The organism is Kitasatospora setae KM-6054 (assembly GCF_000269985.1).
In the GTDB taxonomy this organism is placed as follows: Bacteria; Actinomycetota; Actinomycetes; order Streptomycetales; family Streptomycetaceae; genus Kitasatospora; species Kitasatospora setae.
In genome coordinates this window covers 1,399,037-1,413,464 of record NC_016109.1, presented here as the reverse complement: position 1 = coordinate 1,413,464, position 14,428 = coordinate 1,399,037, and the positions used below count along the sequence as shown (strand labels likewise).

Below are 14,428 nucleotides of genomic sequence, written 5' to 3'. Positions count from 1 at the left end.
CGGCGTAGTCCGGCGTTCATCCGAGCGGAGACGCGTCCGGGCCCGGAGGAATCCCTCCGGGCCCGGAACGGTCGGTGACGATCCGTCAGGCGGTGGCGGCGACGGCCTCGGCGTCCGTCGCGTCCGCCGCGCCCTCGGCGCCCTCGATGGCCTTCGCGGCCAGCTGGTCGAGCACCTGGCGCAGGCCGGCCACCGCCTCGGCGTCGTCGGCGGGGTGGGTGGCGGCGAAGCGGGTGCCGGAGGAGGGGATGGAGAGGCGGGCCTCGTCCAGCACGGCGCCGCCGGCGATGCCGGCGGACTTGCGGGCCTCGTCCTGGGCCCAGACGCCGCCGTAGCCGCCGAGCGCGGTGCCGACCACGGCGACCGGCTTTCCGCTGATCGCGCCCGCACCGTACGGGCGGGACAGCCAGTCGATGGCGTTCTTCAGCACGGCGGGGATCGTCCCGTTGTACTCCGGCGAGACCAGCAGCAGCGCGTCCGCCTCCTGGGCCGCCGCGCGCAGCGCCGCCGCCGCGGCGGGCGCGGCGTCCGGCACGTCGAGGTCCTCGTTGTAGAACGGGACGTCGGCGAGGCCCCGGTGGATCTCGACGGTGACGCCCTCGGGTGCGTGCCGGACGGCGGCCTCCGCCAGCTGCAGGTTGTGCGAGCCGGCCCGGAGGCTGCCGACGAGGGCGAGGACGCGAACGGTCATGGTGCAACTCCTTGGTGAGAACCCGGCCGGCCCGACGGTGGTGGAACCGGCCAACTGTCCACGACTGTAGGGCCGGAAGCACATCGTCCGGATCGGCGCCCGCCCGGCGGCCGGGCCGGTGGGCCGCTGGTTCGGCGGTGGTTCGGCGGCGGTGGTGGCGGGTTGGCGGCGGGCGGAGATGGTTGGTGGGCAAACTGTTCTCGCGACCGCCGTGCGGGTCCGGCTCGTGCGGGGCGCGACTCGTGAGGAGAGGGACTTCCCCTGCGACGAACCGCGCGGCGACTGCGCGGCACGGCGGCACTGCTGGCCGCCCTGCTCGTGCCGGCTCCGGCCCCGGCCGCGGCCGGAGCGGCCGGGGCCCACCCGTTCTCGGCGACCATCACGCACGTCGAGTGCGTGGCACCGTGCGACGCCGAGGGCCTGGAGGCGGCCTTCGAGGGCCACCCCGACTTCTACGCCAAAGGTGTTCGTCAACGGCGTCGAACGCACCGACGCCCGCCACGAGACGCGGCGCGACGGCGACCTCGACCTGCTGCTGCTCTTCGACTCCGCCCCTCCGGCCTCCGGGCCGACGACACCGAAGCCTGCGTGAAGGGCTCCTACACCGACCGGGCGAGCGGCCGGGCCTTCCGCTTCCTCGGCTGCGACCGGGTCTTCATCGTGCCGTGACGGCCTTGCCCGACAAGGCACTCCGGCCTCCCGCGACGGATCGCGGGAGGCCGGAGCGCCGGTCAGGAGGCGGTGCCGTCCAGGTGGTAGAGGTAGTGGAAGGCCGGGCGGGGGTGCATCAGGAACTCGTGGTGCGAGATGTTCCAGGCGTACGCGCCGGCCATCGCGAACAGCAGCCGGTCGCCGGCGCGCAGTTCGGGGACGACCACGCCGGAGGCCAACACGTCCTTCGGGGTGCAGAGTTGGCCGCAGACGGTGACCGGGGCGGCGGTGACGGCCGGGCGCGGCCAGGGGTGCGGCCAGTGCGGGACGGGGAGGACGGTGAAGGGCTGCGTGTGGCCCCGGGTGGCGGGGGTGCGCAGGTGGTGGGTGCCGCCGCGGACCACGGCGAAGTCCTCGCCGTGGCTGTGCTTGACGTCCAGCACCTCGGTCGCGTACCAGCCGCAGTAGGCGGTGAGGGCCCGGCCGGGCTCCAGCCGGATCGTCAACCCCGGGCGCCGGTCGAGCAGTTCGGCCAGGCCGCGGCCGAAGGCGGGCCAGTCGAAGCGGGCCTCCGGGTCGGCGTAGTCGACGGCCATCCCGCCGCCGACGTTCACCTCGTCGAAGGCCAGGCCGTGCCGGGCGGCGAGCTCGGCTGACCAGTCCACGATCCGTGCGGCGAGCCGGAGTTGCTCGGCCGCCGCCAGACCGCTCGCCAGGTGGGCGTGGATGCCGCGCAGCCGCAGGTGGCCGAAGCCGGGGGAGGCCAGCAGCGCCAGGCAGCGCTCGACCCGCTCGGGGTCCAGGCCGAACGGGGTGGGCCGGCCGCCCATCGCCAGCGCGACGCCGTCCAGAGCGCCGTCACCGACCGGGAGGTTGACCCGCAGCAGCACGTCGACCGGCCGGTCGGCGGCCGCGGCGAGCGCGTGCAACTCCCGTTCGCTCTCCACGTGCCAGCGCCGGACGGCGGGCAGCCGGAGCGCGGCGGCGATCTCCTCGGCGGACTTGCCGGGCCCGCCGAACGCCAGCGGCGCGTCCGGCACGACGGCGTGCACGTGCGCCAACTCGCCCCCGGAGGACACCTCGTAGCCGTCGACCAGGCCGTGCAGCGCGGTCAGCAGCGGGCCGTCCGGATTGGCCTTCGCCGCGTAGTAGAGCTCGACCCGCTCCGGCAGCGCGGCCCGCACCCGCCGGACGTGCGCCCGCAGCGCCGCCAAGTCGTACAGGTAGGCCGGGAGTTCGGTCAGCGAGGCGGCGGTGGAGCGGATGTTCACGGGCACTCCTTCGGTCCGGCGGCGGCCCGCGCCGGGAGTTCGGTCAGCGAGGCGGCGGTGGAGCGGATGTTCACGGGCACTCCTTCGGTCCGGCGGCGGCCCGCGCCGGGAGTTCGGTCAGCGAGGCGGCGGTGGGGCGGACGCTCACGCGCACTCCTTCGGCCCGGCGGCCCGCGCCGGGATCGACAGCGGGGAGGCCAGCGGCACGTAGCCGGCCTCGCGGTCCGGGCGGCGGCTCCACCGGGTCAGCAGGTTGGCCTTCGCCGGCAGCGGGACGCCGGCCAGCAGCGCGGCCAGCCGGGGCGGGCAGCCGTGCGCGGCGGCGTACTCGGCCAGCACCGTCCGGACGTCCGCCCACAGCGCGGCCTCCAGCTCCGGGTGCCGGTCGGCGAGCGCGGCCAGCAGCTCGGCCAGGTGGTTGACGACCAGGCAGTACACCACCCGGTCCCAGCCGCGCCGCGCGTCGTACGTCATCGGCCCGGCGGTGCCGGCCGGGAGCGCGGCCAGCCGGGCCGCGTGCTGCTCGGGCAGCAGCTTGGTGCCCTCCAGGTCGCGGAACAGCACCTGCGCGGGCATGCCCCGCCCGTCCACGCAGACCAGCACGTTCTGCAGGTGCGGTTCGAGCACCACGCCGTGGTCGAAGTACGCGGCGAGCACCGGCGGGACGACCAGCCGCAGGTAGGCGCCCCACCACGCGCGGGCCCCGGCGGCGCCCGAACCGGCCGTCAGCGCGCCGACCTGGGCGCCGCTGGTCGGGTACTCGTCGGCGACGGCCCCCGCCAGCAGCGGGGTCAGCCCGGGCCGGACCACCCCGGCCAGGCCCTCGCGGACGATCAGCCCGAAGCCCTCGTACAGGCCCAGGTCGGGCTCCCCGTCCGGGCCGGGCAGCGCCAGGGTGCGGAACGCGGGCTCGCGCAGCACCGCCGCGTCCGGGAAGCGCTCGGCCAGGTCGGCCAGCGGCTCGGCGAGCAGCCGGGTCAGCGTGACGGCGCCGGCCAGCTCGTACGCGGAGTTCTTGCGCAGGCAGTTGGTGATCCGCACGTTCAGGCTGAACTTCAGGAACACGTCTTCGCCGTACAGCGTCCGCACCGAGGCGGTGGCCGCGAACGGGGTGCCGCCCTCGCCCAGGTCGAGCACGTCGCCGCGCGCCAGGGCGGCCGCCAGCAGCGGCTGGTCGGACAGCAGCCGGTACTGCCACGGGTGGACCGGCAGCAGGGTGTAGCCGTCCGGCACCGGGCGCAGCGCGTCCAGCCGGGCCGGCGCGGCCGGGTCGGCGGAGTCCTGCGCGATCAGCCCGGTGCGTACCGCGAGGTGCCGCAGCCGGAACGCGGCCCGCGCCTCGGGCGCGTAGTCGGACCACGAACCGCGCGGCGCGGAACGGGACTTGGGCGCCGGGTGGAAGCGGTGCCCGAACAGCAGCGCCTGCTCGGAGTCCAGGTACCGGTCCGCCCCGGCGGGCGGCCGGCCGGCCAGCGCGGCGGCCACGCCCCGGTGGCTGGAGGCGACCTGGTCGAGGAACTCCTCGTTGGCCACCCCGGTCCGCAGGGTCAGCTCGGCCCGGACGTGCTCGGCCAGCTCGCGCCAGCCCAACTCGCGCCAGCCGTCGCCCACCTGCTCGCTGACCGGGCCGGTGAAGCGGTGCCCGCCGAGCAGCGAGGTGCGGCGCAGCGCGACCCGCAGCAGCGCGCCCCGGCGGGGCAGCCGCAGCAGCAGGGTGCCGTCGGCGGCGGCGGTCTGGTGCTCGGGCCCGGAGACCTCGCGCAGCAGGCAGTTGAGCAGGGTGTGGGCCACGGCGTCGTCGGCGGCGGGCAGCGCGTCCGGGGCCGTCATCGGGGCGGCGGCGGGGCGGGGATCGGTCTGCGTGGTCATCGGGGGCTCCAGCGGGTCAGGAGGACGAGGGCGGCGGCGGACGCGGCTGCGGCGGTGCCGGCCAGTACGGGCGCGGTCGGGCCGAAGGCGCCGTTGACCGCGGCGGCCACCGCGCCCGCGGCGACCGCGCCGCCCTTGGAGACGAGTTCCAGGGTGCCGAACATCCGCCCCGGCGGCCGCCCTTCGGCGGCGGCCGCCGCCAGCACGGACAGGCAGACCAGGCCGAGCGTCATGCCGGCCCCCAGCACCGCCCTGGCCAGCACCAGGCCGGGCAGCACCAGTCCGGGCAGCCCCTGGGCGGCGCCGTGCCCGGCCAGGCCGAGGCCGACCAGCACGAAGGCGGTGAACAGGCCGGTGCGCGGCCGGTGGTGGAACAGCCGGTGCACCCGGCCCGCGGTCAGCAGGTACACCAGGTGCGGCAGCGCGAACAGCACGCCCGAAACCGTCCCGGAGACGCCGGGCAGGCGCCGCTCGACCAGCGCGATCAGGTAGGGGAACGAGACGATGGTGGCGAAGACGAACGCGAACTCGAACAGGTAGAGCAGGCGCAGCAGTCCGGCCGGCTGCCCGGCCGCCGCCACCCGCCCGCCGTCCGCCCCGGCCCCGGCCGGCCGCGCCGGCTCGGGCAGGAACGCCAGCAGCACCGCGGCCGCCAGCGGCAGCACCGCCATCAGCAGGTACTGCCGGTGCGGCCCGACCCACGGCGAGAGCGCGCCGACCAGCACCGGCGCGGCCACCAGCGCGGCCCGCGCGCTGCCCTGCATCAGGGTGAGCGCCCGGGACAGCTCGGTGCCGCGCAGCGCCGCCCCCAGGTACCCGTTGGTGGCGGCGAACGTCCCGCCGAGGAAGCCCTGCAGCACCAGCGCGGCGGTGAACGCGGGCAGCGAGTTCGCCGCGCCCGCCAGCAGGAACGAGACGGTCAGGCCGAGTTGGGCCCGCAGCAGCAGCCGCTTGCGGCCGAACCGGTCCGCGAGCCGCCCCCACAGCGGCGCGCCGAGCGCGCTGAACACCGTCGGCACGATGTACAGCAGCCCGGCCCACCGCCCCTCCGGGTCGCCCAGCGCGGGCAGGATCTCGGTCAGGTACGGCGGCAGCCCGAGCGCCGCGAACGAGGCGACGAAGTAGCAGGCCGCCACCGCGTGCACCTGCCGCCGCCCCAGCCCCCCGTCGTCGGCCCGTCCGCCGACCCGGCCCGGGCGCTCCAGTGCCCCGGTGCTCACGGCCGCTCCGCGGTGGACTGCGGGGCGAGTGAACTGTTTCGGACGAGAAGGTAGTTGGGCCCGTCCGTGTAGTGCTTGTTGATGTCCGCCGCGCCGGAGCGGTCCTTGCTGAGCAGGGTGCCGGCGGTGACCATCGCCTTGACCGGCAGCCGGTCGGCCTCCAGCAGGGCGGCGCGCAGCGGGGCGCCGGCGGGGCCGAGGCGGTCGACGGCGGTGGCGAGGGCGGCGCGGAGCAGGCCGAGGGTGGTGCGGAGCGGGGCGCGGCCGTGCTCGGCGAGGCCGAAGGCGAGCGAGGCGGTGCAGAGGTGGCCGGTGATGGTGGTGAACAGGTCGGTCAGCGGGCGGTCGTCGTCGCCGAGGATCCGGGCGTCGTCGAACCGCCTTCGGTGGTCGGCGAGTTCGCCGAGCCGGGTGCGGTTGACCCGGGGGCCGTCGTTGTCCTTGAGGAGCAGCCGCAGCCTGGTCCGGCCGGCGTGCTCGTCGAGGACCAGCGAGGTGTTCTGCTGGTGCGATTCGAGGGCGATGCCGTACCCGAACAGGGTGGTCTGCCAGTCGATCAGCAGCTCCAGCAGGTCGCGGTAGAACTCCAGCGGGGAGCCGCCGTGGAAGCGGTCGGCGAGGTGGTCGACCACCAGGCGGCCGCCGGGGGCCTCGGCCAGCAGCGCGGCCAGCGGGACGGTCAGCGCGTCGTCCGGGAGGGCCGGCTGGCGGCGGATCAGGACGGCGAGCAGCTCCTCGCCGGCGGCCTGCGCGTAGCTCTGCTCGTCGGCGTGCAGGATCCGTTCGGCGAACCGGGGTTCGCGCTCCAGGACGGCCCGCAGCAGGCTCTCCCCGGCGGCGCCGTCGGTGAGCGTGCCGGGCTTGATGGTGCGCCGGTTGCGCTGCCCCAGCGTCGAGGTGGCGAGCGGGAGTTTGAGGTGGACCGACGGGTCGCGGAGGACCGCGACGGTGCGCATCGACAGGGTCGGGACGACCTCCAGGTACGGCGTCTCGCTGAGGACCGCGCCGGGCAGGTCGGGCAGCTGGTCGACGGTCAGCGGGTGCACCGGAATGGCCAGGTACGGGCCGTCGACGCCGAGCTGTGCGGCGCTCGGCCACCACTCGGGCAGCGGGTCGAACCGCTGCGTGTCGGTCTCGCCGGCCGGCACCGCCAGCCAGCGCAGGGCGAAGACCGGGTGGAACTCGGGCGCGTACCGCCGGAGTTGCTCCTCGGTCAGGCCGGAGCGGCCGCGCGCGGTCGGGTAGACCGGGTGGTCCAGGTAGGCGGCCAGGGTGTCGAAGGCGAGGGAGGCGGTGGGACCGGTCCAGTACGCCGGGTCCGGGCCGTACGTCTCGGCCAGCAGCTCGTGCACCCCGGCGCGGACGGCGGCGTGCAGCTCCATGGTGGCCAGCGTCTGTCGGCACTCCTCGGCGAAGGCCAGGTGGCCGAGCCGGTCCGGCGGGTCGGCGGCGGCGGCCAGTTCGGTGAGGATCGGGCCGAGCCCGCGCAGTTCGGCGCCGCGGACGGCGAGCAGCGGCAGCCGGGCGGCGTACTCGCACTGGAAGCCCTCGGGCCGTACCGGCAGGGCGAGTTCGCCGCTGCGCAGCCAGGGCCCGTCGGGGCGCTGTTCGAGCACCGCGCCGCTGCGCAGTCCGAGGACGTCCTCGCGCAGCAGGGCGCTCAGCACGCGGAGGGTCAGCTGGTCGGCGGGGTGCCGGGCGCTCATGAGGTGATCTCCCAGCGCCCGGACGCGATGAACCCGGCGACCGCGTCGTCGACCCGCCGCTGGTCCGGGCCGACCGCCCAGACCACGCCGAGGTAGTCGCGGTTGGTGCGGTGCAGCTCGTGCCGCTCGCCGACCGCGCGCGTCGGCCGGTAGGAGAGGGTGACGCCGTCGGCCTCGGCGTCGTACGGGCCGGGGGCGGCGGTCAGCGTGCCGGGCCGGTCGGCGAGGACGGCCTCGTTGCGGGCGCGCCGGTCGGTGCGCGGGCCGAGGTCGGCGGGCAGCCGCTCGCCGAGGTGGGCGCGGAGCACGAGTTCGAACAGCGGGAGGTCGAGCAGCCGGGCCAGCATCAGGTCGCACTGGTCGCCGATGGCACGGTAGTTGACCTCGATGATCCGGGCCCGGCCGTCCGGCTGGACGACGAACTCGGTGTGGCAGGCGCCGAGTCCGACGCCGAGCGCGTCCAGCTGGGCGAGCACCTGCGCGGTGACCTCCGCCGGGTGGGCGGGGACGAAGACCAGGGCCTCCTCGATGAAGTCCGGCGGCGGGGAGAGCCGGGTGCGGAACCCGCCGAGGACGTGCCGGGTCCGGGTGTCGCCGAGGGTCTCCAGGGTGTGCAGCTCGCCGGCCAGGAACTCCTCGGCGACCAGCACGGCGTCGCCGCGCCGGGCGCCGATCTCCGCGCGCCGCAGGGCGAGTTCGGCCGGGTCGGCGACCAGCGAGACGTCCTCGCTGGCCACCCCCTCGCGCGGCTTCAGCACGCACGGGAAGGGCACGTCCAGCCCGGCGGGGTCGGCGCCGGGCGGCAGTTCGACGGAGCGGACGGTGTCCAGGCCGGCCAGCGCCAGGTGGCGGCGCAGCAGGCCCTTGTCCTTGGCGCGCAGCGCGGCCTTCCAGTCCTTGGCGGGCAGCCCGAAGTACTCGGCGGCCAGCGCGGTCTGGGTCTGCAGGTGGTCACTGTTGCTGAACACCGCGTCGGGGGCGTCGAGTTGCGAGATGGTGCTGATCACCGCGCGGAAGTCCCGGACGTCGCACTCGACCAGTCGCGGTCTGAACTCGCGTTCCGCGTAGGCCCGGTGGTGGGGCTCGGCGTGGTCCGTCAGGACGGTGACGTCGAGTCCGAGCGCGGCCGCGGCGGGCAGGAAGCCGTCGGTCACCGAGTCGGTGGGGTTCAGGGCGAGCAGGTAGAGCCGCAAGGTGATCGGTCTCCGTTCGAGGGGGGAGAGGGGAGGGGGAGGCGTCGGGCGACCCGGGCGCCCGGGTGGTGCGCGGGCGCCCGGAGTGGTCGACGGGAAGGGCTACTTGGGCGCGTCGACGCCGGCCGCCTTGGCGATGTCGCCGAGCATCCGGTCGGCGGCCTGGACGCCGATGCCGGACATCCAGGTCTCGTCCGGGACGGTGAAGACCTTGCCGTTCTTGACCGCGTTCAGGCCCTGCCAGACGGCGGTCTGCTGGACCTCGGCCTGCTTGGTCTTGGACGGGTCGTCGGAGGTGGTGACGAACACCAGGTCGGCGTCGGCCTGGTTGATCTGCTCGGGGCTGACGTCGAGCATCGACTTGTCGACGTCCGGGGCCTTGACCGCGCGGGCCAGGCCGACGTCCTTGAGCACCACGCCGCTGAACGAGGCGTTCTGGTAGAGGCGGGTCGGGCCGGCCACGAAGCGGACCACCGAGACGGTCGGTGCGGTGCCGTTGTACTTGGCCTTGATCTCCGCGCCGAGCTTGGCGGCGCGCGCCTCGTAGTCGGCCAGCGCCTTCGCGGCCTCGGTCTCCTTGCCGAGGGCCTGCGCGTACAGCTTGAGGTTGGCCTTCCACGGCTCGCCGGTGGTCTCGGCCATCACGGTCGGGGCGATCGCGTTGAGCTTGTCGTACACCTTCTCGTGGCGGACCTTCGAGGTGAGGATCAGGTCCGGCTTGAGCGAGGCGATCAGTTCGAGGTTCGGCTCGTTCATCGGGCCGACGTCCTTGGTGCCGTCGACCTTGCCCGCGAGGTACGCGGGGAAGCCGCCCTCGGTCTTCAGGTGCGGGGCGACCGCGCCGACCGGGGTGATGCCGAGCAGGGTGACGTCGTCCAGCTCGCCGGAGTCCAGCACCACGACCCGCTTGGGCTGGGACTTGATCTCGGCGGTGCCCAGCGCGTGCTTGACGCCGCGCGGGAACGCGGCGGCGCTGTCCCCGCCGGCGGCCTGGCCGGCGGCGGGCTGGGAGCCGGCGCCCTTGGCGTCGGCGGCGGAGCCCCCGCTGCCGCAGGCGGTCAGCAGGGCGGTGGAGAGCAGCGTGGCGAGCACGGCGGCGGAGAGCTTGCGATTGGTCATCTTCGGTTCCTCGCGGGGGAGTTGCGGGTTCGGGGCAGGGTGCTCCGGGCGCCGGGGAGTCGGCGTCCGGGCAGGGGTGGTCGCCGGTGGAGCGCGCGGGCGCCACCGGAGGTCAGGGGGAGGGGTCAGCGGCGGGCCAGCGGGACGACCAGCGGGGTGCCGGTCTCCGGGTCGGGGACGATCCGGCAGGGCACCTCGAAGACCCGCTCGACCAGTTCGGCGGTCAGCACCTCGCCGGGCGGGCCGGCCGCGGCCAGCTCGCCGTCGCGCAGGACGACCAGGTGGTCGGCGTAGCGGGCGGCCTGGCCGAGGTCGTGCAGCACCATGACGACGGTCCGTCCGGCGTCCCGGTGCAGGTCGGTCACCAGGTCGAGGACGTCCAGCTGGTGGCGCAGGTCGAGGAAGGTGGTGGGTTCGTCGAGCAGCAGCAGGTCGGTGTCCTGGGCGAGCGCGAGCGCGATCCAGGCGCGCTGCCGCTGGCCGCCGGAGAGCTGGTCGACCGGGCGGTCACGCAGCGCGTCGGTGCCGGTGCGGCGCAGCGCCTCCTCGACGGCGGCCTGGTCGGCGGCCGACCAGGGGGTGAGCATCCGCTGGTGCGGGTAGCGGCCGAGCCGGACCAGCGCCTCGACGGTGACCGCCTCCGGGGTGACCGGCTGCTGCGGCAGCAGGCCCATCCGGCGGGCCAGCGCCCGGGCGGGCATCCGGTGGATGTCGGCGCCGTCCAGGGTGACGGTGCCGGCCGCCGGGGCGAGCAGCCGGACCAGGCCGCGCAGCAGCGTCGACTTGCCGCAGGCGTTCGGCCCGACGATCGCGGTCACCGCCCCGCCGGGCAGTTCGAGGTCCAGGCCGCGCACCACCGTGCGGTCGCCGTAGCGCAGGTGCAGGTCCCGCGCGGCCAGCCGGTCGGGCGAAGGGGAGGGAGCGGGGGAGGGGACGGGGGCGGTGGTGGTCATCGGGAGCTCCTCTGCGGCAGGCGGCCCTGGCGGATCATCAGCGCCAGCAGCCAGGGGGCGCCGAGCGTCGCGGTGACGGCGCCGACGGGCAGGCCGTGCACCGGCAGCACGTGCAGGACGAGGTGGTCGGCGGCGGTCAGCAGCAGCGCGCCGGTCAGCGCGGTCAGCGCCAGTGAGAGCGGCGTCGGCGGGCCGGCCAGCAGCCGCACCAGGTGCGGTACGGCGAGCGCGACGAACCCGACCGGCCCGGCCAGCGCGGCGGCCAGCGAGGCCAGCACCACGGCGAGCAGCAGCAGGCCGAGCCGGGTCCGGTGCGGGTCGACGCCCAGGCCGCCGGCCGAGTCGTCGCCCAGGTCGAGCACCGCGACCCGGCGGTCCGCCAGGAAGACCACGGCGGTCACGGCGGCGATCGCCCCGCCGGCGCCCCACAGTTCGGGCCAGGTCCGCCCGTACAGCGAGCCGGTGGTCCACTGCAGCGCCTGCCCGGCCAGCTCGGCCGGGAAGCGGACGATCATCAGGTTGACGGCCGCCGCCAGGCCCGCCTGCACGGCCAGGCCGACCAGCACCAGCCGGGTCACCGCCATCCGCGAGCGCCAGGCGAACGCGCCGAGCAGCGCGGCCGCCAGCAGGCCGCCGCCGAGCGCCGCCAGCGGGGTCAGCGCCTGGGAGGCGCCGGTGGCCAGCAGCAGCACCGCGCCGAACGAGGCACCGCCGGTCACGCCGATCACGTCCGGCGAGGCCAGCGGGTTGCGGAACAGCCGCTGCAGCAGCGAACCCGCCACCGCCAGGCCGGCGCCCGCGACCAGCCCGGACAGCACCCGGGGCGCCCGGAACTCCCGCACCACCAGCACGTCGCCGGCCCCGCCGGAGCCGAACAGCGCGCGCAGCGCGTCCGGCAGCGGGATCGACACCTGGCCGCTGGACAGCGCCACCCCGGTCATCAGCACCAGCAGCACGGCCGCCGCCGCGATCAGCAGCAGGGTCCGCCGCCGGGCCCGGACCAGCGCGCCGGGCGCGGTACTGGTGGACGCTGCGGTACTGGTGGACGGGGGGGACGGCGTGGACGGCGCGGGGGTCAGGGTCTCCGGGTTCATCGGGCCGCCGCCGCCTTCCGGGCCAGCACCGCGAGCAGTGGCGCGCCGAGGAACGCGGTGACGATCCCGACCTCGATCTCGGACGGGCGCAGCACCAGCCGGCCCAGGACGTCGGCCAGCAGGAGCAGCACCGGGCCGGCGATCAGGCAGCCCGGCACCAGCACCCGGTGGTCGTTGCCCAGCAGCGGACGCACCAGGTGCGGCGCCGCCAGTCCGATGAACGCCACCGGCCCGGCGACCGCGACCGAGCCGGCCGCCAGCAGCACCACGGCCAGGCCGCCCGCCACCCTGATCCGGGCCACCGGCACGCCCAGCGCCTGCGCGGTCTCGTCGCCGAGCGCCAGCGCGTTCAGCGCCGGGGCGATCAGCAGCGCCAGCACCACCCCGACCGCGAGCAGCGGCAGCACCTGGTACAGCCCGTCCAGGCTCCGGCCGCCGATCGAACCGGCCAGCCAGAACCGGGCCTCGTCCAGGGTGCGCCGGCTCGCCAGCATCAGCGCCGACGTCCAGGACGCCAGCACCGCCGACAGCACCGTCCCGCCGAGCGCCAGGCGCACCGGGTCCAGGTCGCCCGAGCGGCGCGCCATCCCGTAGACCAGCAGCGCGGCGCCGGTCGCGCCCGCCACCGCGAACCAGACGTACTGCAGCGGGTGCGACAGGCCCAGCGCGAAGACCGCGGTCACCACGGCGAACCCGGCGCCCGCGTTGATGCCGAGCGTGGTCGGCGACGCCAGCGGGTTGCGGGTCACCCCCTGGGCGACCGCCCCGGCCGCGCCGAGCGCCGCGCCCACCGCGATCCCGATGACGGTGCGCGGCACCCGCAGGCCGAGCACCACGTCAGCGTCCGGGCCGTGCGCCCGACCTGACAGGGCGTCGAGCACGGCCGGGAGCGGGATCGACCGCGAGCCGAGGACGAGGCTGAGGGCCGCGCACAGCGCGAGCGCCCCGAGACCGGCGGCGAGCAGCAGGGACTGCCGCAGGAGCACGGGCCGGAGCGCCGGAGCGGTGGACACGGATGGTTCTGTTCTGAGCACAGAACGGAATTTTGGTTAGGCTAACCTAAATAAGTCAAGTGCCCGGTGGGGGCACGGGACGTGACCCGCGCCTCACTGCCGAAGGAAACCGCCATGCTCGACCTGCCCGCCCGGCCCGCCCCGACCACCGGGCCGCTCGCCCGAACCTACCGCCAACTCGCCGCCGCCTGCCCGGCATTGACGCTCACCCTGGTCGACCGGACGCCGGACGCCGAGGCCCCCCGGGGAGCCGGCGGCCCGCAGCGGCCTGACCACCCGTCAGCACCCGCCCGGGAGTGGATCCCCGTCGACCGGCTCGCCGCCGCCGCCGAACGCCTCGTCGAGGCCGAGACCGCCCGGATCCGCGACCGCCACGGCACCACCCCGCGCCCGCACGTCGCCGCCTCCCGGTTGCTCCACCACCACCTGTGGACGCACGCCCTGCTGATCACCGGCGTCTGGTACCTCGAACGGCGGATCCCGCTGCTCCCCGCCGACCGGATCTGGACCGACACCGCCACCGGCGACTTCGCGCTCCGCTCCGGCGACTCGGCCCCCGGCGACGAGGCCGCCCTGCGCGACACCGTCGCCGCCCACCTCGGCCCCGTCCTCGCCGCCTTCCAGCCGCACGTCCGCCGCGGCCCCCGCGCGCTGTGGGGCATGGCCACCGACGACCTGGTCTCCGGCATCTGGTACCTCGGCCGGATGCTCGGCCAGGAGGACCGCGCCGTCGCCACCGCCACCGCCCTGCTCCCGGCCGGCCCGGGCGCCGCCGCCGACACCGCCCCCTGGGCCGGGCCCGCCGACTTCCGCCGGGAGAACGGGAGTTGGACCCGCACCCGGCAGGGCTGCTGTCTCTACTACGCCATCGACCCGGCCAACCCCTGCGCCACCTGCCCGCGCCGCGCCTGACCCGCCGCCGCGCCTGACCTGCTGCCGCGCCTGACCTGCTGCCGCCCGGACCCGGACGCCCCCGGACGGCGGGTCAGCCGCCGGTCAGGTGGGCGTAGACCACGGTGTTGTCCTGGTAGCCGCCCCGGGAGCGGTCGAACGAGCCGCCGCAGGTGATCAGCCGCAACTCGGGCCGGGACGCGGGCGCGTACACCTCGTCCGGGACGCCGCTCTTCGGGTAGTTCACCACCCGGTCGACGGTGAACACGGCGCTGCCGCCGCCCGCCCGGTCGACCGTCACGCTCGCGCCCGGCGCGAGCCGGGACAGCAGGAAGAACACCGCCGGACCGGCCGGGGTGTCGACGTGCCCGGCGACCACCGCGGTGCCCCGCTCGCCCGGACTCGTCCCCGCCGCGTACCAGCCCGCGCTGTCGCCGCGCTCCGGCGGCGGGGGCCGCAGCGACCCGTCCGGCCCGAGCGCCAGCGGCAGCAGCCCGGCGTCGACCCCCAGCGCGGGGATCCGCAGCCGGGTCGGCACCGCCCGCGCCAGCGCCGGGGCGCCGGCCCCCGCCGGGAGGGCCGGCGCACCCGCGGACGCGGGCGGGGGCGGGGGCGGGGCGGGCGCGCCGGCGGTGGCGAACGCGGTGGCGGCCCCGGCGAGCGCGATCGCCACCGCGACCAGCCCCGCGACCAGCCCGTTCCCGCCCGCGCGGTGGCGGTCGGACGTGCCGACCGCCGTGCTGCCCACGCCGCCCCT

Annotated in this window: 13 protein-coding genes; 2 read left to right on the top strand and 11 right to left on the bottom strand. The window is 76.3% G+C overall.

The window, feature by feature from the left end:
* Positions 1 to 85: 85 nt before the first annotated feature.
* A complete protein-coding gene (locus KSE_RS06190) occupies positions 86 to 691 on the bottom strand; it encodes an NAD(P)H-dependent oxidoreductase (protein ID WP_014134422.1) in 606 nt (201 codons plus the stop codon).
* Between the two features lie 463 nt (positions 692 to 1,154).
* On the opposite strand from KSE_RS06190, the gene KSE_RS45660 reads away from it, so the two are divergent.
* Positions 1,155 to 1,283: a hypothetical protein gene (locus KSE_RS45660; RefSeq protein ID WP_255518926.1), complete on the top strand. Its 129-nt coding sequence runs from the start codon at positions 1,155 to 1,157 to the stop codon at positions 1,281 to 1,283.
* 139 nt (positions 1,284 to 1,422) lie between these two features.
* Here the strand turns inward: KSE_RS45660 and KSE_RS06185 are convergent, their stop codons facing one another.
* The 9 genes from KSE_RS06185 to KSE_RS06145 form a co-directional block, all read right to left on the bottom strand.
* Complete coding sequence (locus tag KSE_RS06185; RefSeq protein WP_014134421.1) at positions 1,423 to 2,613, bottom strand: type III PLP-dependent enzyme; 1,191 nt, start codon at positions 2,611 to 2,613, stop codon at positions 1,423 to 1,425.
* A 144-nt stretch (positions 2,614 to 2,757) separates the two neighbouring features.
* On the bottom strand, positions 2,758 to 4,482 hold the full coding sequence (locus tag KSE_RS06180; protein ID WP_014134420.1) for an IucA/IucC family protein: 1,725 nt from the start codon (positions 4,480 to 4,482) through the stop codon (positions 2,758 to 2,760).
* Positions 4,479 to 5,702 carry an MFS transporter gene (locus KSE_RS06175; protein WP_014134419.1) on the bottom strand — a complete coding sequence of 408 codons (1,224 nt, stop codon included), beginning with the start codon at positions 5,700 to 5,702 and terminating at the stop codon, positions 4,479 to 4,481. Before KSE_RS06175 ends, KSE_RS06180 begins: the two co-directional genes overlap by 4 nt.
* Complete coding sequence (locus KSE_RS06170; protein ID WP_014134418.1) at positions 5,699 to 7,408, bottom strand: IucA/IucC family protein; 1,710 nt, start codon at positions 7,406 to 7,408, stop codon at positions 5,699 to 5,701. Before KSE_RS06170 ends, KSE_RS06175 begins: the two co-directional genes overlap by 4 nt.
* Positions 7,405 to 8,601 (bottom strand): ATP-grasp domain-containing protein, encoded by a 1,197-nt coding sequence (locus KSE_RS06165; protein WP_014134417.1) that lies wholly within the window; start codon positions 8,599 to 8,601, stop codon positions 7,405 to 7,407. The genes KSE_RS06170 and KSE_RS06165 overlap by 4 nt, the downstream gene beginning before the upstream one ends.
* A 102-nt stretch (positions 8,602 to 8,703) precedes the next feature.
* Positions 8,704 to 9,720: an ABC transporter substrate-binding protein gene (locus KSE_RS06160; protein WP_014134416.1), complete on the bottom strand. Its 1,017-nt coding sequence runs from the start codon at positions 9,718 to 9,720 to the stop codon at positions 8,704 to 8,706.
* Positions 9,721 to 9,845: 125 nt separating this feature from the next.
* Positions 9,846 to 10,673: an ABC transporter ATP-binding protein gene (locus tag KSE_RS06155; RefSeq protein ID WP_014134415.1), complete on the bottom strand. Its 828-nt coding sequence runs from the start codon at positions 10,671 to 10,673 to the stop codon at positions 9,846 to 9,848.
* On the bottom strand, positions 10,670 to 11,767 hold the full coding sequence (locus KSE_RS06150; protein ID WP_014134414.1) for a FecCD family ABC transporter permease: 1,098 nt from the start codon (positions 11,765 to 11,767) through the stop codon (positions 10,670 to 10,672). The genes KSE_RS06155 and KSE_RS06150 overlap by 4 nt, the downstream gene beginning before the upstream one ends.
* On the bottom strand, positions 11,764 to 12,780 hold the full coding sequence (locus tag KSE_RS06145; protein ID WP_014134413.1) for a FecCD family ABC transporter permease: 1,017 nt from the start codon (positions 12,778 to 12,780) through the stop codon (positions 11,764 to 11,766). The genes KSE_RS06150 and KSE_RS06145 overlap by 4 nt, the downstream gene beginning before the upstream one ends.
* Positions 12,781 to 12,894: 114 nt before the next feature.
* Here KSE_RS06145 and KSE_RS06140 point away from each other — a divergent pair, with 114 nt between their 5' ends.
* Positions 12,895 to 13,692: a (2Fe-2S)-binding protein gene (locus KSE_RS06140; RefSeq protein ID WP_014134412.1), complete on the top strand. Its 798-nt coding sequence runs from the start codon at positions 12,895 to 12,897 to the stop codon at positions 13,690 to 13,692.
* A gap of 73 nt (positions 13,693 to 13,765) precedes the next feature.
* Here the strand turns inward: KSE_RS06140 and KSE_RS06135 are convergent, their stop codons facing one another.
* Positions 13,766 to 14,419 (bottom strand): class F sortase, encoded by a 654-nt coding sequence (locus tag KSE_RS06135; RefSeq protein WP_014134411.1) that lies wholly within the window; start codon positions 14,417 to 14,419, stop codon positions 13,766 to 13,768.
* Positions 14,420 to 14,428 lie beyond the last annotated feature (9 nt).

Coding starts and splice junctions, on each gene's coding strand:
- KSE_RS06150 (WP_014134414.1), bottom strand. CDS start 11,767: ATGAACCCGGAGACCCTGACCCCCGCGCCGTCCACGCCGTCCCCCCCG.
- KSE_RS06155 (WP_014134415.1), bottom strand. CDS start 10,673: ATGACCACCACCGCCCCCGTCCCCTCCCCCGCTCCCTCCCCTTCGCCC.
- KSE_RS06140 (WP_014134412.1), top strand. CDS start 12,895: ATGCTCGACCTGCCCGCCCGGCCCGCCCCGACCACCGGGCCGCTCGCC.
- KSE_RS06190 (WP_014134422.1), bottom strand. CDS start 691: ATGACCGTTCGCGTCCTCGCCCTCGTCGGCAGCCTCCGGGCCGGCTCG.
- KSE_RS06170 (WP_014134418.1), bottom strand. CDS start 7,408: ATGAGCGCCCGGCACCCCGCCGACCAGCTGACCCTCCGCGTGCTGAGC.
- KSE_RS06160 (WP_014134416.1), bottom strand. CDS start 9,720: ATGACCAATCGCAAGCTCTCCGCCGCCGTGCTCGCCACGCTGCTCTCC.
- KSE_RS06180 (WP_014134420.1), bottom strand. CDS start 4,482: ATGACCACGCAGACCGATCCCCGCCCCGCCGCCGCCCCGATGACGGCC.